Source organism: Thalassoglobus sp. JC818, assembly GCF_040717535.1.
Lineage (GTDB): Bacteria > Planctomycetota > Planctomycetia > Planctomycetales > Planctomycetaceae > Thalassoglobus.
This window is the reverse complement of sequence record NZ_JBFEFI010000001.1, coordinates 1048988-1072842: the sequence shown is the minus strand read 5'-3', so window position 1 is coordinate 1072842 and position 23855 is coordinate 1048988. Positions and strand designations below refer to the sequence as shown.

The 23855-nt window shown below is 52.7% G+C and carries 17 protein-coding genes; 11 read left to right on the top strand and 6 right to left on the bottom strand.

Annotated elements, in window-relative coordinates:
• Window positions 1-82 precede the first annotated feature (82 nt).
• Both rho and AB1L42_RS03805 read left to right on the top strand, forming a co-directional pair.
• Window positions 83-1471 carry a transcription termination factor Rho gene (gene rho, locus AB1L42_RS03810; RefSeq protein ID WP_367051372.1) on the top strand — a complete coding sequence of 463 codons (1389 nt, stop codon included), beginning with the start codon at window positions 83-85 and terminating at the stop codon, window positions 1469-1471.
• 257 nt (window positions 1472-1728) lie between these two features.
• Complete coding sequence (locus tag AB1L42_RS03805) at window positions 1729-2826, top strand: calcium/sodium antiporter (RefSeq protein ID WP_367051370.1); 1098 nt, start codon at window positions 1729-1731, stop codon at window positions 2824-2826.
• 66 nt (window positions 2827-2892) lie between these two features.
• On the opposite strand, the gene AB1L42_RS03800 is transcribed toward AB1L42_RS03805, so the two are convergent.
• Both AB1L42_RS03800 and AB1L42_RS03795 read right to left on the bottom strand, forming a co-directional pair.
• Window positions 2893-3678, bottom strand: coding sequence for a hypothetical protein (locus AB1L42_RS03800; RefSeq protein WP_367051368.1), 786 nt, complete (start codon window positions 3676-3678; stop codon window positions 2893-2895).
• A gap of 285 nt (window positions 3679-3963) precedes the next feature.
• The gene (locus tag AB1L42_RS03795) at window positions 3964-4620 is read right to left on the bottom strand and encodes a hypothetical protein (RefSeq protein WP_367051366.1); all 657 of its coding nucleotides are present in this window, start codon (window positions 4618-4620) and stop codon (window positions 3964-3966) included.
• A 373-nt stretch (window positions 4621-4993) separates the two neighbouring features.
• Between AB1L42_RS03795 and AB1L42_RS03790 the strand changes: the two genes are divergently transcribed.
• The gene (locus AB1L42_RS03790) at window positions 4994-5533 is read left to right on the top strand and encodes a hypothetical protein (protein WP_367051364.1); all 540 of its coding nucleotides are present in this window, start codon (window positions 4994-4996) and stop codon (window positions 5531-5533) included.
• Between the two features lie 318 nt (window positions 5534-5851).
• Here AB1L42_RS03790 and gnd read toward each other — a convergent pair whose 3' ends face one another.
• The gene (gene gnd / locus AB1L42_RS03785) at window positions 5852-7318 is read right to left on the bottom strand and encodes a decarboxylating NADP(+)-dependent phosphogluconate dehydrogenase (RefSeq protein WP_367051362.1); all 1467 of its coding nucleotides are present in this window, start codon (window positions 7316-7318) and stop codon (window positions 5852-5854) included.
• A gap of 229 nt (window positions 7319-7547) precedes the next feature.
• On the opposite strand from gnd, the gene AB1L42_RS03780 reads away from it, so the two are divergent.
• The 3 genes from AB1L42_RS03780 (at window position 7548) to AB1L42_RS03770 (ending at window position 12758) form a co-directional block, all read left to right on the top strand.
• Window positions 7548-10343: a PSD1 and planctomycete cytochrome C domain-containing protein gene (locus tag AB1L42_RS03780; protein WP_367051360.1), complete on the top strand. Its 2796-nt coding sequence runs from the start codon at window positions 7548-7550 to the stop codon at window positions 10341-10343.
• Between the two features lie 66 nt (window positions 10344-10409).
• Window positions 10410-11816 (top strand): DUF1501 domain-containing protein, encoded by a 1407-nt coding sequence (locus tag AB1L42_RS03775; protein ID WP_367051707.1) that lies wholly within the window; start codon window positions 10410-10412, stop codon window positions 11814-11816.
• Window positions 11817-12440: 624 nt separating this feature from the next.
• A complete protein-coding gene (locus AB1L42_RS03770) occupies window positions 12441-12758 on the top strand; it encodes a hypothetical protein (protein ID WP_367051358.1) in 318 nt (105 codons plus the stop codon).
• Between the two features lie 277 nt (window positions 12759-13035).
• Here the strand turns inward: AB1L42_RS03770 and AB1L42_RS03765 are convergent, their stop codons facing one another.
• Window positions 13036-14019: a DMT family transporter gene (locus tag AB1L42_RS03765; protein ID WP_367051356.1), complete on the bottom strand. Its 984-nt coding sequence runs from the start codon at window positions 14017-14019 to the stop codon at window positions 13036-13038.
• A gap of 284 nt (window positions 14020-14303) precedes the next feature.
• Here AB1L42_RS03765 and AB1L42_RS03760 point away from each other — a divergent pair, with 284 nt between their 5' ends.
• Entirely contained in the window at window positions 14304-15773 is a 1470-nt protein-coding gene (locus AB1L42_RS03760) for a sulfatase (protein WP_367051354.1), read from the top strand.
• A gap of 56 nt (window positions 15774-15829) precedes the next feature.
• Here the strand turns inward: AB1L42_RS03760 and AB1L42_RS03755 are convergent, their stop codons facing one another.
• Both AB1L42_RS03755 and AB1L42_RS03750 read right to left on the bottom strand, forming a co-directional pair.
• Window positions 15830-18370, bottom strand: a complete 2541-nt coding sequence (locus AB1L42_RS03755; RefSeq protein WP_367051352.1) for a DUF1592 domain-containing protein — start codon at window positions 18368-18370, stop codon at window positions 15830-15832.
• A gap of 2 nt (window positions 18371-18372) precedes the next feature.
• Window positions 18373-19653, bottom strand: a complete 1281-nt coding sequence (locus AB1L42_RS03750; RefSeq protein ID WP_367051349.1) for a DUF1552 domain-containing protein — start codon at window positions 19651-19653, stop codon at window positions 18373-18375.
• A gap of 303 nt (window positions 19654-19956) precedes the next feature.
• On the opposite strand from AB1L42_RS03750, the gene AB1L42_RS03745 reads away from it, so the two are divergent.
• From AB1L42_RS03745 to AB1L42_RS03730, 4 genes are all read left to right on the top strand, one after another.
• Complete coding sequence (locus AB1L42_RS03745; RefSeq protein WP_367051347.1) at window positions 19957-20901, top strand: SPFH domain-containing protein; 945 nt, start codon at window positions 19957-19959, stop codon at window positions 20899-20901.
• A 245-nt stretch (window positions 20902-21146) separates the two neighbouring features.
• Window positions 21147-21326 (top strand): Arc family DNA-binding protein, encoded by a 180-nt coding sequence (locus tag AB1L42_RS03740; protein WP_367051345.1) that lies wholly within the window; start codon window positions 21147-21149, stop codon window positions 21324-21326.
• 521 nt (window positions 21327-21847) lie between these two features.
• Window positions 21848-22429, top strand: coding sequence for a hypothetical protein (locus AB1L42_RS03735; RefSeq protein ID WP_367051343.1), 582 nt, complete (start codon window positions 21848-21850; stop codon window positions 22427-22429).
• Between the two features lie 215 nt (window positions 22430-22644).
• A complete protein-coding gene (locus AB1L42_RS03730; RefSeq protein ID WP_367051341.1) occupies window positions 22645-23805 on the top strand; it encodes a hypothetical protein in 1161 nt (386 codons plus the stop codon).
• Window positions 23806-23855: the final 50 nt, after the last annotated feature.

Below are 23855 nucleotides of genomic sequence, written 5' to 3'. Positions count from 1 at the left end.
AAGCCCATCTTTGATTTCAGGAAAAATCGTCAATCCCACCCAGGGCACCAAAACTTCCTCTCTACACTGTCCCGAGAATATCATGTCGAAATCAACAACTTCAGGTCGCTCAAAGGATGTCGCCGACGTCGTTGGCCAGAAGTCGTCCGACGGCGATCAAGCCATTTATGATCCTGCCAACTCCCACTACGAAGACGCCAAGCAGTCGGACATTCACATCGCTGCCTTGCAGCGAATGACGGTCAAAGAATTGTTCGAGCTGGCAAAGCAGGAAAATGTCACCGACTATCAAGGGCTCAAGAAACAGGACCTCATTTTCCGTATCCTGAAGGAACGGACCAAAATGAACGGTCTGATGTTCGGCGAAGGGACGCTTGAGATCCTGCCGGACGGGTTCGGTTTTTTGCGCAGCCCGGACTATCACTATCTTCCCTGTCCGGACGACATTTACGTCTCTCCAAGTCAGATTCGCCGTTTCGGATTGCGAACGGGTGCGACTGTCGCCGGACAAATTCGTCCTCCAAAAGAAAACGAACGCTATTTCGCTCTCCTGCGAGTCGAAGCGATCAACGGGCAGGATCCGAATCTCGTATCGGAAAAAGTTCCCTTCGACGACCTGACTCCGCTGCACCCGAAAGATCGACTGCATCTATCAGATGATCAGGCTGAAATCAGCACACGTGTGGTGGATATCGTGTCGCCCATCGGTTTCGGCCAGCGTGGGCTCATCGTTTCGCCTCCGCGTGCCGGAAAAACTGTGTTGCTGCAAAAGCTCGCACAAGCAGTGATTCAAAATCACCCGGATGTTTACGTCATCATGCTGCTGATTGACGAACGTCCGGAAGAAGTGACCGAGATGGAGCGGCAAGTCAAAAGCGACAACTGCGAAGTCGTTTCCAGCACATTCGACGAACCACCCAGCCGTCACATTCAAGTGGCGGAAATGGTGATTGAAAAAGCGAAGCGGATGGTCGAATACGGCGAGAACGTCGTGATTTTCCTGGACTCCATCACTCGTCTGGCCCGTGCTTACAACACGGAATGTCCTAACTCCGGCAAGATTCTTACCGGTGGAGTGGATGCCAATGCACTGCAGCATCCAAAACGTTTCTTCGGAGCAGCCCGGGCTGTCGATGAAGGCGGAAGCTTGACCATTATCGCGACCGCGCTCGTCGATACCGGATCGAAGATGGATGAGGTGATCTTCGAAGAGTTCAAAGGAACCGGTAATACGGAGTTGCACCTCGATCGTCGAATGGTCGAAAAGCGGGTCTGGCCAGCGATTGACGTCAACAAGTCAGGAACTCGTCGAGAAGAACTCCTGATGGACGAAGACGAGTTGCGACTGGTCTGGATCCTCCGGCGTGTGCTCAACGATATGAATCCCGTCGAAGCGATGGAACTTCTCACCAATCGAATGAGACGCACCAAGACGAACGCAGAATTCCTGCAGTCAATGAATCTGACTTAGTCGCGTCCGATCGATTCCCTTCGGAATTCAATCATTGGGAAGCGATATTCTGCACCAATGGTGGCTTGGCGGTGGGGAATACGCTCATTGTCTGGCTCATTGAGAAGTGCCTTGTGCATACCGAAGCCTTACGCAGAGTGAATGCCGCTCGACGACTTCCGTGACCACGACGCTGCGCGAAGTTGTACTCTTCGACGCAAAAAGCGATATGCTATGTTCTGCAAACTTTTCGATGGATGAATGAGGAGGAGTCAGGAGTGGCGATTTTGATGCTCGTGGTCGGACTTGTTGTTTTGACCGCAGGTGCTGAACTCCTGGTTCGAGGAGCTTCGAAACTCGCCGTCTCGTGCGGAGTTTCACCACTGGTGGTCGGGCTGACGGTCGTCTCATTTGGGACGAGCGCCCCGGAACTGGTCGTCTGTCTGCAATCCTCGTTGAATGGTCAACCAGATGTTGCGCTGGGAAATATCGTCGGCAGCAACATCTTCAACGTGCTTCTGATTCTCGGACTCTCCGCGATGATTGTTCCGCTTCAGGTCTCTCAGCAGCTCGTTCGATTTGAGGTTCCGCTGATGATTGGGCTCTCAGGCCTTGTCTGGTTGATGGCTTTGAATGGCAGCATCAGTCGACTGGACGGTTTGATTCTCTCGATCGGCCTCGTGGTTTATACGCTCTGGGCCATCATTAAGAGTCGGCGAGAGCAGGGGGCGATTCAGGCGGAATACGAAGCGGAATTTGGTCAGAAAGAGAGTTCATCGACGGCGAAAAGTACTCTCATTAATGTCGTCATGCTCGTCGCGGGATTGGCTCTATTAGTGGTCGGAGCGCGTTGGTTCGTCGATTCCGCTGTGACGATTTCGCGAAGTCTTGGAGTTTCGGAATTGATCATCGGCCTGACGATCGTGGCTGCCGGGACTTCACTTCCGGAAGCTGCGACGTCCGTGATGGCTGCGATTCGAGGAGAACGAGATATCGCCGTCGGCAATGCCATCGGGAGCAATCTTTTCAACATCATGGCAGTGCTAGGCATCTCCAGTCTGGTGTCGCCGATCGGAGTTCCCGTTCCCGAAGCGGCTCTGCATCTTGATGTCCCAGTCATGGTCGCCGTCGCTGTGGCGTGCCTGCCGATCTTTTTCACCGGACATCTCATCTCAAGATGGGAAGGGATTCTGTTTTTCGCCTACTACATGATTTACACAGCGTCGATGGTGATTCCGACAGTCGTGCCGGAATTCGAACGAACGTTCGAGTACGTGATCTTCGGGATCGTTATCCCTCTGACGCTCATCACAATGGCTGTTGGAGTGTATCGCTCGATCTCGACCAAAGAGGCGAAGGACGATCAGACGGTTTGAGCTATTCGTCCAACTTGCGTTGAACTGAGACAGTTTGGAAGAGCGCAGAATGGCCAGCGAAATCGATTAGGTTCCGGTGAACATGTTCTTCACGCCGCCGCCTCCGCCTCCATTGCTGATGGAGAGCACGACGTGAACGTTGTTGCCGTTCGGGGTGATTTTCCGAACGCGGAAGACCGTTCCTCGATCGTAAAGGATTTCCGCCTGCCCAGCATGTGCTGTTCGGAATCGCCATGTCTTCGGATGATCACTCTTCATCATGGCTTTCTCATTGGCATTCGAATAGAGAGAGCCGCCCGAGATGTTGATTCCGCCGCGTCCATAGATGGCCAGCTTCACGTACCGATCGTTGGGTCCGGGGTTTTCGACTCCGTTGACGAGCAGCTGTCGGTTCTCACTGGCAGACAGAAAAGCATCGTCTCGAACACGATCACCCACGACAATATGAGGTGCGGCCGCTGCACCCCACGGCATGTTGTCTGTCGGCTTGTAAGTCATCAGTCGATAGGTCACGCGATAGTCGTTGTCCCAGTTCTGCTGATGGAAAATCTGAAACACTTGATCGAGTCTCTGGGCGTTGGCATTCGGAGCTCCGCCGCGACACGAATTGTTGATCGAAGTTGAGTCCATTGTGTAATCGCGAACAGCATTCACCACCTGCTGTCGCTGCATCACGCTGAGTTGCGCAAGTTGAGCTGTGTATCGCAGCTCGACTTGTTGGGTGATCGAACGCGCACGCTTCTTTGTTTGGCCTTTTGCGATTTTGAGGGACAACGAATTGATCTCTCCGGGAGTCAGCGGCTGGCCAGCTGCCAGTTTCGCGAGAAGTCGTTGTTCGGTCTTCTTTGCCATCGCGTTTTTCAATCTTTAAAGAGATGAAATGAGGTCTATTCAGACAGGTAGCATTCGAGGGGGGAGCAAAATTTCATGATCGGACAAGAGTTTCCCCGTTCCGCGCAGATTGATGGAACGGGCATCCGAAGCTTAGTTTATGAATCGCCAGCAATGCGAACAGCTTTCTGCTTCCAGAGTGATTTTGAGCGAGCGGGCGTCGAGGAAGAGTAGTGAATCTGAATGTCTGTGCGTGGCAACCGGAAGACGTAGCCGTGGTGAAAACTCAACAGGATTGGGGCGTCGTCACGTCGTGCGTTTGAGCATAATTGACCCAACCCAGGTTGGTGTCGTGATTGTCGAACTGCCTTCTTGCGTTTTAGAGCCGTATCGATTGCGTTTTCCCCAGAAATCGAAGTCGATCGTATCTCGGGCTGCGTAGTCGAATCGTTTGTCCTTCTCGATTTTGATCACGTGAACGCTGCCGTCCCAGGGATCGCAAACAGTGGCGTAAATCGAGCCCCAAATCTTCCGGACAGTGTCGATGAGCACCCAATGCCGAGCGGTGCCACCTTTCCACTGCACCATGATGATCACCGGAGTCACACTCATCGTCGGTCCCCAGCCTTCGGAAACGCCAACGTTCTTAATGATCTCGTTGTTCATCTGATTGATGTTGGGTGTCGTTAACGACCATCCCTTCATGTTCAGCGAGTCATCGTTCAGCAGCGTGATCATCTTGTTTCCGGTCAGCCCGGCATCTCCGAGAGGCTTGGCACCAAACAGAGCTTTGGCTTTAGCCATCATATCGTCTTCGCCATACATCGCCGTCACTTTCGGCGTGAGCTTATTGATCTTGAAAGCTGCCATGATGATGGAAGCCAGACCACAGGAAATGTTCTGTTCCTGAGCGAAGCAAAGATGGACGTCACCGAACCGCGTGAATCGACTGAACCATGCCATGTCATGCCCTCACTTTTGAAATGGACGTCACGATCTCAGGGAAATTCTCTGACCTTAATCTTCAGTTGTACCACGCACAGAGAGGAACGTCTATCTGTCATGCGCTGAACGAGTGCTGCGAAACGACCAGTCTCTTCATTCAGGTTCGCAGCAGCATGGGGTTTGTTTTCATCGAAAAACATAGCGATTGACTGAACGTTTCTCGCTCACGTTGACTGTTCAAGTCTCAGAAATTGCACCGAAACCGCACAGAATGCTTGAGTTTCCACGTCTTGGAGAGATCGGCACGCAGCATGCATTGCATCCAAGACGAACTGCTGAATTTGCAGAAACAACTAAGGAAAACAAAATGACTCGGTGTGAGGAGAAGACCATGAACGATCGAGAAAGAATCATCAATTTGACAGGCGTTTGTTTGCTTGCTCTCTGCCTGCTGGCACTGTCAGTTCAGGCTCAGGGGCAGGAACAAGATCAACGTTCACCAGCGAAGAAGAACCCAACTCGCGAGCTGAAAGCGAGCGATCTGGAGGGAACTTACCGCATCATCCGAGGAGAGATGGACGGGAAGGAACTGAAGCCGGAAGAGCTGAAGGCACAACAGGTGGTCTTCACTGATCAGCAGATCAAAACTCTGGATGCTGAGGACGGCGAACTCTACGTGGCGAAGTTCCAGCTTCAACCGCATGAGCTTGGTGCACATATCGTCATGGAGAGCATTAAGCCACCCATGCCAGGAATCGGGGCGGTTGGTTTGATCCACAAGGACGAAGATGTCGTCAAACTCATCTACGGATTCCCGAACGCTGAAGCACCCGGAGAATTCAAGACTAAGAAAGGGCAACACATGTTCGTGATGCTCAAACAATCTGCTCCGGAATCATTGAAGCCAGCGGCAGTCATTCCTGCGAACTAGAGCAAGTTGCTCTTTTCGGTGCACTCGCTTGCACTATAAGTCAAATGGAAGTGCTTGCTCGTGCATTCACGATCAGAAAATGCTCTCGCTAACAGCCCGAGTAAGAAAAGTTGCACACAAGCCTGAGTGCGAAACACAATCCTCGCTTCCGAATTCGTTCGGTCTTCTCCATGAATTCGGAGTGGGGATTGTGTCGTTTGCAGACACTCGACTGTGCTTGAAGCTGAGTCAATGAAAAAGGCTCCGACAGCGTGACTTGCTGTCGGAGCCTTTTGTCATTTCATCGTGTTCGTCAGTGCGAGCACGTTTGCAAGCGAACTATGTCAGGTTGCGCTCGCGAATCCAATCGGTGTGGAACGTTTCACCGCGAGGTGTGTCGATGCGCTCGTAGGTGTGAGCACCGAAGTAATCTCGCTGAGCCTGAAGCAGGTTCGCAGGCAATCGGTCGCGACGGTAGCCATCGTAGTAGGTGAGGGCAGCACTGAATCCAGGCACTGGAAGTCCCATATTAACCGCTGTGGCGACAACTCGACGCCAGGCTGGCTGAGCCTGATTGATAGCTTTCTTGAAGAAGTCGTCGAGCAGCAAGTTTTCGAGTTCAGGTTTTTTGTCGAAAGCTGCTTTGATGTCTTCGAGGAAGACCGAGCGAATGATACATCCACCACGCCAGAGCAGGGCGATGTTTCCATTGTTTAGCTTCCAGCCGAACTCCGCAGCAGCTGCATCGAGTTGAACGTAGCCTTGAGCGTAGCTGACGAGTTTCGAAGCGTAGAGTGCTTGACGGACATCTTCGATGAACTGATCACGGTCTCCGTCGAAGGTGACGTCCGGTCCACTAAGGACTTCAGAAGCTCGAACTCGAGCATCTTTCTGACCCGAGAGGCATCGAGCGTAAACAGCTTCGGTGATGAGAGTCGTTGGCACACCCAGATCGAGGGCATGCTGGCTCATCCACTTCCCGGTTCCCTTCTGCTTTGCAGTGTCCAGGATCATGTCGACCAGATCGTTGCCGGTCTTTTCATCTTTGACAGTGAAGATGTCCCGAGTGATCTCGATGAGATAGCTCGCGAGTTCCCCTTCGTTCCAGCTCTTGAAGACCTGATAGAGCTCTTCGTTCGAGAGATTCAGGGTGTGCTTGAGGATGAAGTAGGCTTCGCAGATCAACTGCATGTCGCCATATTCGATCCCGTTGTGAACCATTTTAACATAGTGACCAGCACCGTCTTCGCCGACCCAGTCGCAACAAGGGATGTCGTCGTTGGGACCGACTTTGGCGGAGATTGATTGCAGGATGTCTTTGACGTGCGGCCATGCGTCGACGTGTCCGCCCGGCATGATCGATGGACCTTTGAGAGCTCCTTCTTCTCCACCGGAGACACCCGTTCCGATGAACTGGAAGCCTTCATCACGGAGTTCTTTGGATCGACGATTTGTGTCGACGAAGTCGCTGTTTCCGCCATCGATGATGATGTCGCCAGGTTCGAGCAGACCTTTGAGCTGTTCGATAACTGCGTCAACGGGGCCGCCTGCCTTGACCATGATCATGACACGGCGAGGACGCTTGAGCGAAGCGACGAAATCTTCGATCTCTTTGTAGCCATTGACCCGATCGACGGTTCCTTCCCAGACCTTGTCGACGGGCTCGTCTTTGAGTCCACCAACGAACTCATCCATCGTTTCCGTTGTTCGGTTGTAAACCGCGACTGAGAAACCGTGATTGGCCATGTTGAGTACGAGATTCTGGCCCATCACAGCCAGACCGATGAGTCCGATGTCGTTTTGCATTGTTTGGAAGGCAACCAGTTTAGAGTTTGCGATCAGGATGTGTTCTTTTGAAGAATGAACTTTAATAACTCATTGTGCGGCGGTCGAGGATTGGGTCCGGCTCTGGAGCGAATTCATAAGAAAATGACGCAAGATCGTCCGTGTCGTTCTTCGACGTACAATTCAATTCTGATATGATTTGTGGTCAGCTTCTTTTTTTGGAATTGATTGGCGAAAAGAGCAGATGTTCATGTCCTGCAAAGCATTCCGTCTCGCTGGTTTGGTGATCGTTTTCGCGAGTGGATGGAATTCCACAAGCGCCGCAGAACCGCCGACTGAGGGAGAAAAGCTGTTCGCGTTGCAAGTTCAGCCGATTTTCCAGGAAAAGTGTGCTGGATGTCACAGCGAGAGTGCAGATTCCATCGAAAGCGGCTTCCTGATGGACACTCGCGAGCAACTTCTGGCTGGTGGGGATTCGTGGGGTGATTCCATCGTCGTTCCCGGAGAAATCGAAGACAGCTACCTGCTCGGGATGCTTTCTCGCGAGGAAGAAGGATTCGAAATGCCTCCTAAAGAGGCGGAAAAGCTGTCTCAAGAAGAAATTTGGGCGGTTCGCGACTGGATCAAGGAGGGGGCGCCCTGGCCAGACGATGAACGAATCGCCGAGATCTACCGTGATTATGCCGAAGGGGTTGTTGTCGAGACGTCCGGTGGATTGAGCGATTCCTGGACGAATCGAAAGTACGATCTTGAAGACCTGTGGGCATTTCAGCCCATCCAGACTGAATTCCCGGAGCTGTCGGACGCTTGTCGCTGTTCACCGGTCGACGCGTTCATCGACCAGCAACTGGATGAGCGGGAGATTCTCTCTGCGCCGCGAGCATCTCGACAGGTGCTCATCCGTCGAGCCACATTCGACCTGCTGGGACTCCCTCCGACTCCCTCGGAAGTGGAGCAATTCGTCAATGATCCTCGGGAAGACAAGGAAGCATTCGCAGCCCTCGTCGATCGTCTTCTCGAAAGTCCTCACTACGGAGAGCAGTGGGGCCGCCACTGGCTCGATGTCGTGCGATATGCGGACAGCTCCGGTTTCGCCAACGACTACGAACGACCGAACGCGTGGCGTTTCCGAGACTACGTCGTCCGGGCATTCAATGCAGACAAGCCGTTTGACGAATTCATTCTGGAACAAATCGCTGGCGACGAGGTGGCGGAAGCGAATCGCGATCAACTGACTTCTGAACAGCAAACCGAGCTTCAGATCGCATCCGGATTTCTTCGGATGGGGCCTTGGGAGCATACGGGCATGAGCGTGGCGACAGTGACTCGTCAGCTCTTTCTCGATGACATCACCGATACCGTCGGTCAGGTTTTTCTCGGACAGGCTTTGCAATGTTGCCGTTGCCATGACCACAAGTTCGATCCGATTCCAACACGCGACTTCTACTCCGTTCAAGCTGTCTTCGCGACCACGCAATTTGCAGAAGTCAAAACCGAATGGCTTCCGGATGAAAACCTCGCTGGCATGGAGGAAGACAAGAGGTATCACCAGTTGAGGCACAAAGCGAATGAACAGGTGCTGAAAGATCTGCAGCAACGGCAGGCCGAATACGAAGCCGAGTGGTTTCGCGAAAAAGGGATGCCGTACAAGAACAAAGCCGAAGCACGGAAGGCTGGAGTTTCAGCCGATGAACTCCCGAATCGAACGTTGAAGACCGCCGAAGAGTTCGGAAAAGAACGCATCGGAAGGAAGTGGCAACATCGCTTCAATTGGGAATTCGACCGGTATCAGCCGTTCGCATACTCGACATACAGCGGGACTACAAGAACTCCCAAATCGAGCTACAGCCGCATCCCAAAACCCGACAATCCCTCCAAAGGAGGAGAGTTAGAAAAGACAGCGATTCTGGCTGGTGGAGATCCATTCTCTCCGACGATTCCTGTTCAGCCCGGCGTTCTCTCCGCTGTGCCCGGGGCAATGGAAGCGTCTCTTCCGACTGGCCATTCAGGTCGACGGACTGCTTTCGCTGAATGGATTGCCAGTCCGGAAAACACCCTCACGTCGCGCGTTCTGGTCAACCGCATCTGGGCCTTCCATTTCGGTCGAGGCATTGCCGGGAACCCGAACAACTTTGGAACGACCGGCAAGAAACCAACGCATCCGAAGCTGCTCGACTGGCTCGCCACAGAATTCGTTTCGAATGGATGGTCGATCAAGCACTTACATCGTGTCATCATGAACACGGACGCCTATTGTCGGTCGACAACACACTTCCACCCGGAGGAACTCGCCTCTGCCGATCCTTCTGGGAACTCTTACGCAGTCTTCCTTCCTCGCAGATTGGAGGCAGAAGAGATTCGTGATGCCACGCTGAGCGTGTCTGGTGAGTTGAACTCGACACTCGGCGGAATTCCGATTCGACCTGACATGAATCTCGAAGCAGCACTTCAGCCTCGAATGATCATGGGTACGTTCGCTCCAAGCTACGTCCCCAATCCGGATCCGAACGACCGGAACCGCCGCTCCATCTACATTCACAAAATTCGTGGACACCGCATCCCCTTCCTCGAAACGTTCAATCAGCCGGGGTCAGAAACAAGCTGTGAGATGCGCGATCAGTCAAATATCACCCCCCAAGTGTTCGCCATGCTCAATGGCCAGGAAGCGAATGATCGAGCCCTCGCACTGGCAAAACGGGTTCTTGACGAATGCGACGACGAAGAAGAGGTCGTTCGTAAATTGTTCCAGCTTTGCTTTGGACGCCTTCCTTCTGACGAAGAAATGCATGCGACACGGCAACATTGGAGTGAGATGAACGAACTCCAGAAAGACCTGCATTTTGAACCGGTCGAGTATCCCGTCGAGGTTGTCCGCGAAGCGATTGATGAAAACACGGGCGAACGGTTTGAGTTCACGGAGAAACTGTTCGCTTACGAAGATTACATTCCCGATCTACAGCCTCATCAGGTCGGCGCCAGAACGCGTGCACTGGCCGATGTCTGCCTAGTGCTGCTGAACTCGAACGAGTTTGTTTACGTCTATTAAGACCGATCCTCTTCTGGCTGGTTTGTTGACGTTATTCGGATCGATCATCGATTCAACCCTTTCGTGATTCGTCAGGTATTCACAATGTTACGCAGAGAATTCCTTTACAGCTTGAGTGCAACACTTGGACCAGCTGCGTTCTCGTCGCTGCTAGCCGAAGAGTCGATCGAATCCTCCGGCTCGAGCGCCAGCGGTCCACACTTTCCTGAAGCGAAAGCCAAGCACTGCATCTTCCTCTACATGGAGGGAGGTCCATCGCATATCGACACCTTCGATCCCAAGCCGAAGTTGAGCGAACTCCACCTGAAAGAGTTTCAGCGGAGTGGAGAGAAGCAATCGGCCATGAGCAGCGGGAAACGTTATTACGTCGAAAGCCCATTCAAATTTCACAAGGTTGGCGAATCAGGGGCCGACATGTGTGACCGCTGGGAACACTTGCCGAGCGTCGCAGACGAGCTCTGTTTTTATCGTGGTTGCCAGGTGGAGTCGGTGAACCATCCGACAGCGAATTATCATGTCAACACCGGAAATCGTTTCGGCGGAGACCCTGCCATCGGCGCTTGGGTGAACTATGGTCTTGGAACCGAAAACAAAGACCTTCCGGGATATATCGTTCTGCCTGAGTTGTTTCATCCTCAAGGCGGATCGGCGAACTGGTCAAACGGATTTCTCCCGACGGCTTTTCAGGGCACGCCGCTTCGCCCGAAAGGCTCACCTATTCTCGACATCGCGCCTCCACCGGGAATCACACAGCAGCATCAGCGGAAGAATCTCGACTATCTGCAATTCCTCAATCGCAATCATGCTTCGCAGCATCCTCAACACGACGACCTTCGCGCCAGGATGCAAAACTATGAACTTGCCTTTCGGATGCAGATGGAAGTTCCGGGGATCTTGAGTCTCGATAACGAAACGGAGAAAACGCTCGAGATGTACGGAGTTGGCCAGGAACCGACGGACAACTTCGGTCGCCGATGTTTGCTCGCGAGGAAACTGGTCGAGAAAGGCGTTCGCTTTGTCCAGCTCTATGCCAGCACCTGGGATTCGCACGACTACTTGGCAAAAGCACACGGAGCGCTGATTCCAGCTGTTGACCAACCCATCGCAGCATTGATTCAGGATCTCCGTCAACGCGGACTCCTCGACGAAACGCTGATCGTCTGGATGGGTGAATTTGGTCGCACTCCAGACAATGGAGTCCGAGGTGGTGGATTAGCTTACGGCCGTGATCACAATCCGGACGCGATGTCCATCTGGATGGCTGGCGGAGGGTGTCGGGCTGGTCACACGATCGGAGCCACCGACGACATCGGAGCGATGGCAGTCGAGAACGTACATCACGTCCGAGACTTCCACGTCACTCTTCTACGGCTTCTGGGGCTGGATGACAACAAGCTCACTTACTATCACGCCGGTCGTTTCAAACAGCTGAGCCAGTTTGGCGGAGCCCCTATACAAGAGTTAATTGCGTGACAGCAGAGGTGCTGCGGAACTGGATTTTATGCAGATTGTTTTCTAGAATGCCCCATGCGCTCGACCGATTGGTCCCCGGATTCAGGCATTCATCAGAACTGTCATTCTGATGAAGAGATTCGAGGGGCTTTCACTTCATCCAGCGATTCACAAATCGTCTCAGGATGAGTTCGGGAATAATGAGCACCTTCAAGCATTTTTCGAAAAGGAATTCGCGAAAACGCATGGGCTGACAGGATGACGAGCATTGCTGAATGTCCAGGCGAATGCTTCGTCTCAAGCGGCAAGCATAGAGAACAGCTTTCGCGACAACTCGGAGCGACATGACCACAAGCGAAACAATGACTGCGGCCGTTCAGGACTCGGCAGTTTGAACTTCGCTTCGACCGCCTCACTGGCAGCATGTTCGTGAGTCATCAGAATGTCAGTATGAGTTTGCAAGTGCTGGCTCGATATGACAGTTTGTGGACGCCTGCTTTCGAGAGTTCCGGTCCGAAAGTTGCGTTACTTTATTTTCAAATCAATCTCTCTGACTGAACAACTGAACGTGGTACTCCTGATGAGGTGAGCATGGGCTAGTTGACGGAAGAGGAGAACTGCCAGAGTCAATTGGGAGGAAATACGATGAATCACGCTGCGAAATCGCAATCCACCTGGGAAGTTGGTGACTGGGTCATCTACCGCAAACAAAAGCGAAGTACGAGCCCAGGTCCCCGTGCTGAAGAGATTCACCCCGATGAACATGGCGAAAAATACACCTACCTCGTCGAAAAATATTGGGTCGTCGAAGACATCGTGGACGGTGAGCATCTGAAACTCGTGACCAAACGCGGGAAACGACACGAAGTTCCTGTCACCGATCCGAGGCTTAGAGAGCCGACCTGGTGGGAAAAGTGGATGCTCGCCAAACGCTTCAAGGAAGTTGAAGAAGTCATCGTGTGAGACAACTCCGTTAAGAGTTGCAAATAACTCGGCCAACTGGTGCGAGGTAGAATCTCAGTGAACGAAATCTTGCATGAATCGACCATGAAAACTGGTCGATCGGAACGCGGTCTGGTCGTTGAGCGTGCAGTTTTGAAGTGATCATGCGAACAGTGGTCGCCAGGTCAAATCTTCCAAAAACAGACAGGTCGATCGTTCAGATTCACTGAGCGATCGACCTGTTTTCGTTTCTGTTCGAGCTGGAGATGACTCGAGTCTCGTGATGCTGAAACCGCGATCAATTACGGGCTCGTCTCATGATCATCAACCCGCCAATAATCATGACTCCTCCCATGATTTGGCTGAGTGAGACAGTTTCGCCTCGAATCATCCAGGCGCTCAGCATGGCAATCACCGGAATCAGATTCTGATACACCGAAGCATGGGCTGCTCCCGTTTGACGTACTCCAAAGTTCCACATCGCCAGAGCGAAACCGGTTGAGAAAATTCCGGAGTAGAGGATCGGGAAAAACGCATCCGCCCGAGTAAGTGCAGTGAAGTCTTGCAGCACGTTCGGGCCAGCGATCATGAAGTGCAGCGGGAGCATCGAAACCGATGCGATTGCCGACAATGTTAACGGAGACACACTCGTCAGGATCTGTCGACTTTTCACTGTCCCGTAAGACCACGTCAGAGCAGCGATCAGCATGATGACGTTTCCGAGAAAGTAGCTTGAATCTCCACTGACTCCATTCGTCGCCGTCACCACACACGTCCCAACAAAAGCGCCGATCAGTCCCGTCCAAGCCATCCGGCTAAGACGCTCACCAATCAGAAATCTCGCCAGCAACGCCGTCCACATCGGAACGCTCGTCATGATCAAAGCGGCGTTTCCGGATGTTGTTCTCGCGATACCGAGTAAAAACAGCACCTGATACAACCCGGAAGCGATGAAGGCATACACAGCCACGTGCTTCCACATCGAGCGTGAGATCTGAGACGGACGAAACGATCGGGCACGAATCGCAATCACCATCAGCACCGCCGCAGAAAGTGTCAGGCGACCGGCGTTGAATGCGTAAACATTCATGTGCTCCAGCCCAATCTTCATCACGGGCATATTGATGCCCCAGATCAGAACCACTCCGAAGAGTGATGCGTCAGCGAGTAGCCAGTCGAAATTCGGTCGATCGGCAACTTCAGTTTGCGTTGGGGGGGCAGACAATGGAATTCCAATGAGTGCGGATGAGAGTGGGCGGATGATGAGTTGCCGGGAGGACACCACGTTGGGGGTGTCAGGTTCGCTAAAGATGCCCGATTGTGCAAACCTCTCGAGTATCACCGACCATCGAATTGTCGCAACATCAATGTCAGGGGCAACAGGAAAAACAATGTATCGCTGATGTGGCCCTGTTCAATCAAAAAACACTGATGTTGAAGTGATTGAACAGCATCAATGAATTACCATGCATCGACTTGATGAGGCTTGCAAGGAAATCATCTGTTCGAGAAACGTCGACCGCTTAGCGCATTCTTGAACGGGCTGTGAGTATTCTGGAGATGTTCATGCTGACACTGAGAGATGCCCAGAGACCTTTGAAGAACACATTCGGACGTTTCCAACACTTCGAATCGTTCTTCTTGCTTTCAGTTTTACTTGTCGTTTGCTTGGCGAATGTCAGCTTTCCGAGTTTGTGTCGAGCGGACGAGCCAAGAGTAAAGAACATTCTATTCCTGATCTCTGACGATCTCAAAGCGAGTGTGCTGGGGTGTTATGGAGATGCTGTCTGCCAGACTCCCAATATCGACCGTCTGGCTGAGCGAAGTGTTGTTTTCGAACGGGCGTATTGTCAGGGGACGCTCTGTTTCCCTTCACGGCAGTCGTTCATGTTCAGCCGATACCAGGGAACTGGACCAGTCAATCTCGGAGAGCATTTCAAGAGCAACGGGTACTACTCCGCGAGAGTTGGCAAGATCTATCACATGGCGGTTCCGGGCGACATTATCGCAGGGACCGACGGACGAGATCATCCGGAATCGTGGACTGAGAGTTTTAATTCGCCGGGACGGGAAGCTCATACCCTGGGCGATTACTCGTGCTTGAACCTCAATATCTTTACGTCGGATCAGGCAGGTCGTCAGTCGACACAGAATCCGCATCGCATGTTTGTCGCTGTCGAGTACGACGGGGAAGGGATTGATCAACCTGATTCCAAGTCAGCGACAAAAGCAATTGAACTGCTGAACGAACATTCGCAGGACCCGTTCTTCTTGGCGGTCGGTTTCGTTCGCCCTCACTATCCGATGGTCGCGCCACGCCAATACTTCAAGCCGTATCCATGGGAGGAAATGACCGTTCCGGAGTTCTCGCCCGATGATCTCGATGACATTCCGCGTTTCGGAAAGGGGGGGACAGTCTCCACGACCAATCCAATTGGAAAGTATCCAGACAACCAAAAGAGGATGTGGAGTTCTTACTATGCCACAGTCACATTTATGGACGAGCAGGTGGGCCGAATCCTCGATGAACTGGATCGGCTCGGGCTGCGAGACTCAACAGCCATCGTTTTTCTAAGTGACCATGGCTACCATCTCGGAGAACATGGTTTCTGGCAGAAATCGAACCTGCACGAAGAAGTCGTGCGTGTGCCACTGATGATTTCTGTCCCCGGCATCGATCCCGGGCGAAGTGAATCGATCGTCGAACTTGTCGATCTGTTTCCGACTCTCTCAGAATTGGCTGGTCTTGCGATTCCCGATTCCGTCCAGGGAAAGTCACTGGTCTCGGTTCTTAAAAACCCCGAACTTCAAGTGCGAGACGCTGCGCTATCGTACACCGGAAACGGATTCGGCCTCCGAACGAATGACTGGGCCTACATGAAGTACAAAGACGGCACTGAAGAACTTTACGACATGAGAGTCGACGCGGACCAATTGACGAATCTCGCTGATTCACCGGGACATCAGGAACAGCGAGATCGACTCGAATTACTCCTGCACTCACGATTGAAAGACGGCGAGATCGTGACGGACTGAAAACTTACGACCTCGACAGATCTCAGTTGATCCTGTTTCTTTGGATCAACTGAGTGTCAGCGTGAACGGAACGAATCGCTCAACGCGACAAGCACCACGAGATCACGGAAGCCGTTGCCTGATTCGTTGAGTTCCTGAACGATGCGATCAATTGTTGGTCGATCGGTCGCATGAATCTCACGACCCATTGCGTAGGCCATGAGTTTTCCGGTGAGGCCACGCAAGAACGTGTCGGGATGTTTCCTCAATAAGGCTTTGAAATCCCTGACGTCGTTGAATGACTCTCCGTTCGCAAGCTCAGACGAAGCATCGATTGACTTTCCCTTGCCGTAGGAATCTCTCCATCCACCGATGGCATCGAAGTTCTCCAGTGCAAAACCTGGAGGATCGATTGAGCGATGACAGTCGTTGCACGCGGGATTGTCTCGATGCTTTTGGAGTTGTTCGCGGATGGTCGTTGTCCCACGCACATCTGGATCGAGTGGTTCGATGTCGGGCGGCGGGGGAGTTGGAGGTGTGCCGAGCAGATTCTCGAGAATCCAAACTCCGCGAACGACCGGAGAGGTGTCGATGCCGTTGGCTGTGACGGTCAGTACACTGGCTTGACCGAGCAACCCGCCTCGCCGTTTGTCGTTGAGGGCGACCTGTTGATAGTCGTACCAGTTCTCGAACTCAACGTCGATGTTGTAGTGATCTGCCAATCGCTTGTTCACAAACGTGAAGTCTGAATCCAGGAAGTTCAACACGCTCAGGTTTTCGTCCAGAAGATGCTGGGCGAATAGCATGGTCTCCTGACGCATCGCGCGGTCGAGGTCGTAATGGTAGAACTTCGAAAAGTCTTTGCGGTCCGGAGGCGATGAACCGAGGTCTCGTAGCGTCAGCCAAGAGCCCAGGAATCCATCGAGAAATTCGGAAGACTTCGGTGATTCCAGCATTCGCTCAACCTGTTCGCGAATGACTTCCTCTTTCAAAATCTCTCCACTCTCGGCAAGCTGGAAGAGTTCCTCATCAGGCATTGAGGACCACAAAAAGTAAGAGAGTCGTGAAGCGAGCGCGTAGGCCGACAGGTCTCCTTCTTCACCTTCGTCGAGGTAAAGGAAGTTCGGTGAGCAGAGTGCAGTTTTCAGTCCGTCGCTAAGAGCTTCAATGCCTGATTGCCCCGGCTGGCTGCGTGCATGGATCACATCCACGATTCGAGCCACTTCCTCGTTTGTGGCTGGCCGACGGTATGCTCGAGAAAGAAACTGATGTAAGTGTCGCTCCAGCAGGGCAGGGGTGAGCTTGCCTGTCGCTGCGACTTCGGTCCAGTCATCACCGAGAACGACTTGCTGGCTTGGTTTTGGCCATTGCTTGTAGAGCGGGCCTCGGATCTCGACTTCGTGGATTCTGATCTGCGGAAGTTTTCCATACTTGATGGCATTGAATCGCGCTTCCACGATTCCCGGTCGCTTCTGCTTTGGAAAATCATCCGGATACTTCTTGATCAGCTTCGTCCAAAGGTTTCGAGCATCCATCAAGCCGTTTTCGAACGTAAAGCGAGGGGTGTATCCAGCGTCCAGCCAGACATCGACGGTGTACCATTCCTTCTCGTCAGCCAGATCAACTGCTGCGAGGAGAGGTTCGATCGGCTGGGGCTTATGAAGATGACCGACGATGTGATTGCCGGGCACAATTCCAAGACGCAGTGGTTCGCTGGCGTCCGTTCCAAGAAACTCTGGATCGTATGGATGGTTACGATTCACAGCCTCGGCCAGGAAACGAATTTCGTACACACCGTCCTCTGGAACGCCGTCAGCAAATGCGTGAATCGGAACGTACCCGCCTTCGTGTTTGTCAGCTCCGCGAACGTCGTACAAGCGAAGGTGATCGAAACCGGTGACTTTGACGTGAACCTGATCGATCTCCTTCTGCTGTCGAAAGCCATCTGTGAAACGCCACGTCTGAACTTCCGGTTGTTCCGCTGGGAACATGGCTTTGTCGACAACGACTTCGGCAGCTTCGAGGTATCGTTCTAGCTGGTAACCCGAAATGACGAGCGATTCCCCAATATTGTCGAGGTGGTCGACGGCGCGATCTTTCGGGAACCCGTGCGAAGGGTCAAAGATGAGCGTCTTGAGATGAAAGAGATCCCGAATCGTGTTCTTGTACTCACGGGCGTTCAGCCTGCGGAGCACGGTTTCGGACGGAGTGGGGCGATGCGTTTCGTGAAAATTGGCGATTGAGTGAGTCAGCCATTGAACGGTCTTGCGACGCTCTTCTGTTGAAGGCTGGGTCTCATCGCTGGGCGGCATGGTGCCGAGATTGAGTTGATCGAGAATGTCCTGATAGTCGGCGAGTGAATTGAGGTCCGAGATGTCTCCGGTGAGAACATCAAAACGACGTTCTCCACTTTGATCATCCGGTCCGTGACACGCGACACAGTACTTGCTCAAGAACGGAGTGATTTCGTTCTTGAACTCATTCTGCTGACGCTGCAGGAAGTCGTCGATTAGTTCTGATTGTTGCGCGGACTCTTGAGCGTGAGTCGTGTTGAGTGGAAGAGCGAACACACAAACTGTGTACGCGAGAACGATTGCACATCGTTTCCAGGTGGACATCTTTATGCGGTCTCCAGTCCAGAAAGCGTGCCTGAGCTCATGCTGAAGGTGTCCGTTTCGATTCCGAACTGCTGCAGCATCGAAAGGAAGAGATTGCTGAGCGGAACCTTCTTCGCCGAGTCCTCTGGATAGCTCTTGTGTTCGCCGTGTCGGAACCCTCCACCAGCGAGAATGACGGGGAGGTTATGATTCGTGTGGGAATTCGCGTTCCCCATGCCACTACCGAACAGGGCCATTGTGCTGTCAAGGAGTGTTCCATCCTGGCCTGGTTCACGGATTCCCTTGAGCGTTTCGAGGAATCGAGCAAACTGCTCGACCTGATAAAGTTCGATTTGAACAAGCTCGTCGATTTTGTCTTCAACATGACCATGATGCGACAGCGAGTGATATCCGCTGCGAATTCCGAGGTCAGAAGCGGCGAAACTTCCGCCGACTTCAATTGTGGCAACTCTGGTCGAATCGGTTTGCAGTGCGATGGCGAGCAGGTCGTAGATCTTGGGAAGGTCTTTCGTCAACCCTTCGTTTTCCGGCTCATCAAACGGAGCTTCCGGTTTCGGGATGTCCTGCCAGTATTGGTCGAGAGCCAGTTTGCTTTCGACGTCACGAATCGATGCGAAGTATTCATCGAGCTTCTGCTGATCCGCTCGACTGATTCGTCGATTGAGGGAATTGGCGTCGTCGAGGACGGAGTCCAGAATCGAGTTTTGAAGTCGAATCCGGTCTTTTGCTTGAGCTTTGGTCTGACCGTCGTCGTTGATGAACAGCGATCGGAAGAGTTCTCGCGGACCGGGCATCGGAGGAACCCGTGTGCCGGTGCGAGTCCAACTCATCTGACAGCCACCGTGCAACCCATCTTCGCTGCCAACGTTGAGTGATGGGAATCGCGTGGCTGAACCCACAAATTCTGCAGCTTTCTGGTCGAGGCTGATTCCGCCTTCTTCCATTCCCTTCGCATCCGCGGCATTGACTCCCGTCAGGAAGCCATGGATCGCGAAGTGGCCCCCTTTGAGTCCATGATCGAGATTCGAGAAGAGAGTGAGATCTGATCGATGAGCTGCGAGTGGCTTGAGAAGCGGTGTGAGTTCGTAATCCCGACCCGTCGATTCCGGCCAGAACGATCCCGGATACATCCCGAATTCATTCCCGACGCAGACGAGTCTGCGTGGTGATTGAGAGGCCGGGCTGGTTTTTGTGACTGCAGGCGCCATGGACTCCAGAGCAGGCAGAGCGATGGAGACCCCGGCGGCTTTGAGAAATGTGCGTCGTGGAAGTTGGTATGCCATGGTGCCAGCCTTGGTGGGATGGTGCGGGTGGGAGGATGGATCATATCAGCGGGCATGAGTTCGTACACACTAGACTCGCAGATTCGCTGTCGAAATCAAGACAAAGTTGCGTTGAGTTTGATGTGTCCGCCTCGAATACATCGGCAGGATTTCATCGAAAAGTTCGTTCGAGGAGGCAATCCAGAACAATCCGGAAGAATTCTGTGAACCTCGCAGGTGGCATTCACGTTTGACTGTTTGATAACAAAGTGATATCACATCGGTATCATCCGCGGTTCGTCAATTTGGGAAAGGGTGCTTGCAATGATTGTCGAGAAAGAAGTTCAGCCAACTTCCGGATGGGTGGCGCTGCCCATGGTTCCAGCTTTGGTCTTCGGCGGGATCGGGCTGCTGATCTACAACGCCAATGCATTTTCATTCAGCTTGCCACTGATGTTCTTCGCGCTGCTGATGATTATCTGTGGCGTTATTTCGATCTTCGGGTTTTTGGCGATTGCTCCCAATGATTCGCGGGTCCTTCTGTTGTTTGGCGACTATCGAGGTTCCGTCAAAACTTCCGGCTTTTATTGGGTGAATCCTTTCATGGCCAAGAAGAAGCTGTCGCTCAGGGTTCGTAATTTCGAAACCGGTTCCACAACGATCCCCGCCAAGAAAAATGAAGCGGGGATTGTGATCGAGAAGGAATCGCACTCCAGCGGTCGTCCTTCGAAAGTCAACGATCGTGACGGCAACCCGATCGACATTTCGGCGGTCGTCGTCTGGAAAGTCGTCGACACAGCCGAAGCATTGTTCGAAGTTGACGATTATGAGCATTTTGTGCAGACGCAAAGCGAATCGGCTCTGCGAGTTCTCGCAAGCCGGCATCCTTACGACAGTGAAGATCATGAGATCTCATTGCGTGGTAACACATTGGAGGTGTGCGATCAGCTCCAGCAAGACATTCAGGAACGTCTGGAAAAGGCGGGGGTCTCTGTAATCGAAGCCCGAATCAGTCACCTGGCCTATTCTCCTGAAATCGCAGCTGCGATGTTGCAGCGTCAGCAGGCCCAAGCGGTCGTCGCTGCCCGAACAAAAATTGTGGAAGGAGCTGTCGGCATGGTGCAGATGGCATTGGAACACCTGCAACGCGACGAAATCGTGGAACTCGATTCGGAACGCCGGGCAGCGATGGTGTCAAATTTGCTCGTCGTCCTGTGCAGCGACCGACACACACAACCGGTGGTCAACGCCGGATCGATTTATCACTAGACCTTTCTGCGGTTTCTCAGGAGTCTCGCAGAAGTTGTTTCGTGAGGAGGTTTCGTGATCTCCAGTGAGACAACAGAAACGCAGGCGACTGAAGCCCGAAAGCATTGAATTGGCAGGAGCATTAAGCTTCTGCAAAAACGAGACATGGGTTGAATGACCCCTCAATCCAGAAATGATTCGGTTTGATCGCCTTTGAACGCAAAGAATTGCGTTTGAGGTGATCCCGGATCGAAAGAGTCAAGAGTATGGCACGTGAGTCTTTTTTGCTGAGAACCGACCCGAAAATCCTCGACGCTTTGCGTCGCTGGGCAGATGAAGATCTACGAAGCGCGAACGGTCAGCTGGAATTCATCTTACGCGAAGCACTCAAAAAGGCGGGGCGACTGCCGGAGCGGGAAACTCCTCCTTCTAAAGATGAAAAGTAAGCCGACTGCTGGTCAGCTGTGACTCGGTCGTTGTTTCGGTGCTGCCCATTCCTTCGGATGTCTTTCTTTTTAAGAGTTCTTATTCGTTCATCCGAAAAATGAACGAATTCGATCCCGGGCGCATTCTGCATGTTAGGTTTCGGATGGATTGCATCTTGCGAAAGCCATTCAGAAGTCTGCGGATTGAGTCTCCTTGAGCAATCAAGAGTTCATCAGCGAGCTTCGGAATACGTTCGGCGTTTGTCTCGGGGACATCGGGAGGCCTTCGGGATTTGCTCTTTGCGTGCGAAATCACCGTGGGAAATGCTTGTAGCGAGTCGGGGTAGAAATTGTTTAAGCGAGTCATGAAGCGACGGTCTGCACTTTTTGCGTGCATCGTCGCGAGCCTTCTACACGTCAGCTTTTGCCATCTCTCCAAAGCAGATGATCGCTCGATGCAGATCAAACGGGCCCAGATGAAAAGAGACTTCGAAAAGCGAAGTCGCGAAATGAAAGCGGATTTCGAACGGCGCTCGAAAGAAATGGAAAGGGATTTCGAGCGGCGCAAAACAGAACGAGAAACCGCCTCGACATCTTCACCTGGGAAATCGACAAGTTCGAGCCCAGCGAAAACAAGCTCATCTTCGACTCCAAAAGTTCCGTTCGATGCTGCGAAGGCACCCTCGCCGGAACGATGCCTCGCGTATTTCTTGGTCTCCGCCAGAAAAGCGACATCAGTTCATGACTTCCTGAAATACCTGCCAGATGCGAAACAGCAATCACTGAAAAAGCAACAGGATCGATATGACCCAGCTGACGTCCCCCGGTCAAAAGAGTTTTTCCTGAAGAGCAATCCGGATATGGACAAGGAGTCTCTGGAGTTCCTCACAAATCCACCGTTTGTCAACTCGCTGAACTACCACAAGCATCTGGCAGGCCGAGTGACGAAAATCACGAGCGTGGAAGTCGACGGAGACCACGCCAAGATTCGTGTCGACGTCACTTCCGATGTAGTCGTGAACGGGATCGCTTACACACGCGGGGCTGCCACGATCGGCATGGTGGGCGAGGGTTCACTCTGGCGATTCGATACCTACAGCGAAGACATCATGGTCTCGCGGTAGCTGATCTTCGATTCCGCATTCATGCTCTCGACGACCGTCCGAAATCGCGGGACGGTCAGGTTTCTGCGCAAGTTCTGTTCGATGAAAACCAGTTCAACGACGAACTTGGTGGAACTTGTCTTGTCTTAAACTCGTCAAACAGGACACAATAGTCTGATTCTCGTTGAAGGATCTTCGGCGAGTCAAAGTCTCGAATCCGATTGGCGAGGTGGGCGATGCAGCGATCGATTTGTCTGATGGTCTTGGTGGGGTTGGGTGTTGTTGCCGGCCTAAATGTTGACTCAAGAGGCTCTGCGTTCGGTGAAGAGAGTACTCGCGAGCAAAAGAGAGTGACCGAGGCAACGCGCCTCGCGAAGAGGGCAGAGTCTCGGCCAAGTCGAGAAGTACATCAACTCCTCGTTTCGCACGAGAAGAACTTCTTTGCACCCGGCAAGAAGCTTCGTATTGAGAAGTCTTCAGCTCGCTTTTCACTTAAGCCGAATCAGGTTTACATCGTGGCTGCGAACGAATCAGAAAGTGCCAGGGGCGAAGCGGCGTCACCGGCTGCTTCTTCGCCGTCGATCCTGCTTTGCTATCCGGTTGCCTCCCCAGATGGGTTTTCCAAAGAGACTGTGCTGCTGTCGTCGGGAGATCGGTTCCGTTTTGTGACTCCTTCACATTTGGAGAAGGGCACAGCGTTGATGGCGTCTCTGATTGACTTCACTTCAGACGTACAGAACCTCAGCGATGCTATTCTCACGATTCATTCCCAATCGATCGGAGCCGAGGATCAAGTCTCGAAGAAGTCAGGTTTCCTGACTCGAGCCGATCAGATTTGGAACCTCAATTTCGCACATCAAACTGAAGAGGTCGATCGTCATGGAGTTGTTGGCGATGCGGCAGATCACTGGAACTTCATCGAGTATGGACAAACTTCGCTCGCTGGACTCTCGACCGCTGATGGTGCGGCGACTGATGTTGAAGTGAGAGTTTCAGAGAATGACGGCGAATGGGGCATCGCGGGCGAAAATGGTCCGTATCATGCGTATATCTACCACAACTGCAGATGCGTGGATCTCTCGCTGGAAATGCGATATCTGCCCGAAGGGACGTATGCGGTTTATGTCTTTGCGCACGGCGATGCACCCGACCAGAACGCAGCGATTGAAGTTGAATGCGCCGGCGTGATGCTGTCCGGAAAGTCGACTCGGAATGACGGAACCTGGGATTTTCGTGGACAACCTTTCTCGGACGGAAATCAATACGTTCGGTACGTAATCGACCTCCCTGCGGGTGAACTGCTCAAGGTTACCAGTCGCCGCGATGGAAGTCCGTACTCGATGTTCAATGCCATTCAGCTCGAGAGAATCGGTGAGATTCCTGGGACGCGGAATTAACATTCACTCTGAGCGCCATTGATTGATTTTCAGCCACCTTTCGAACTCCG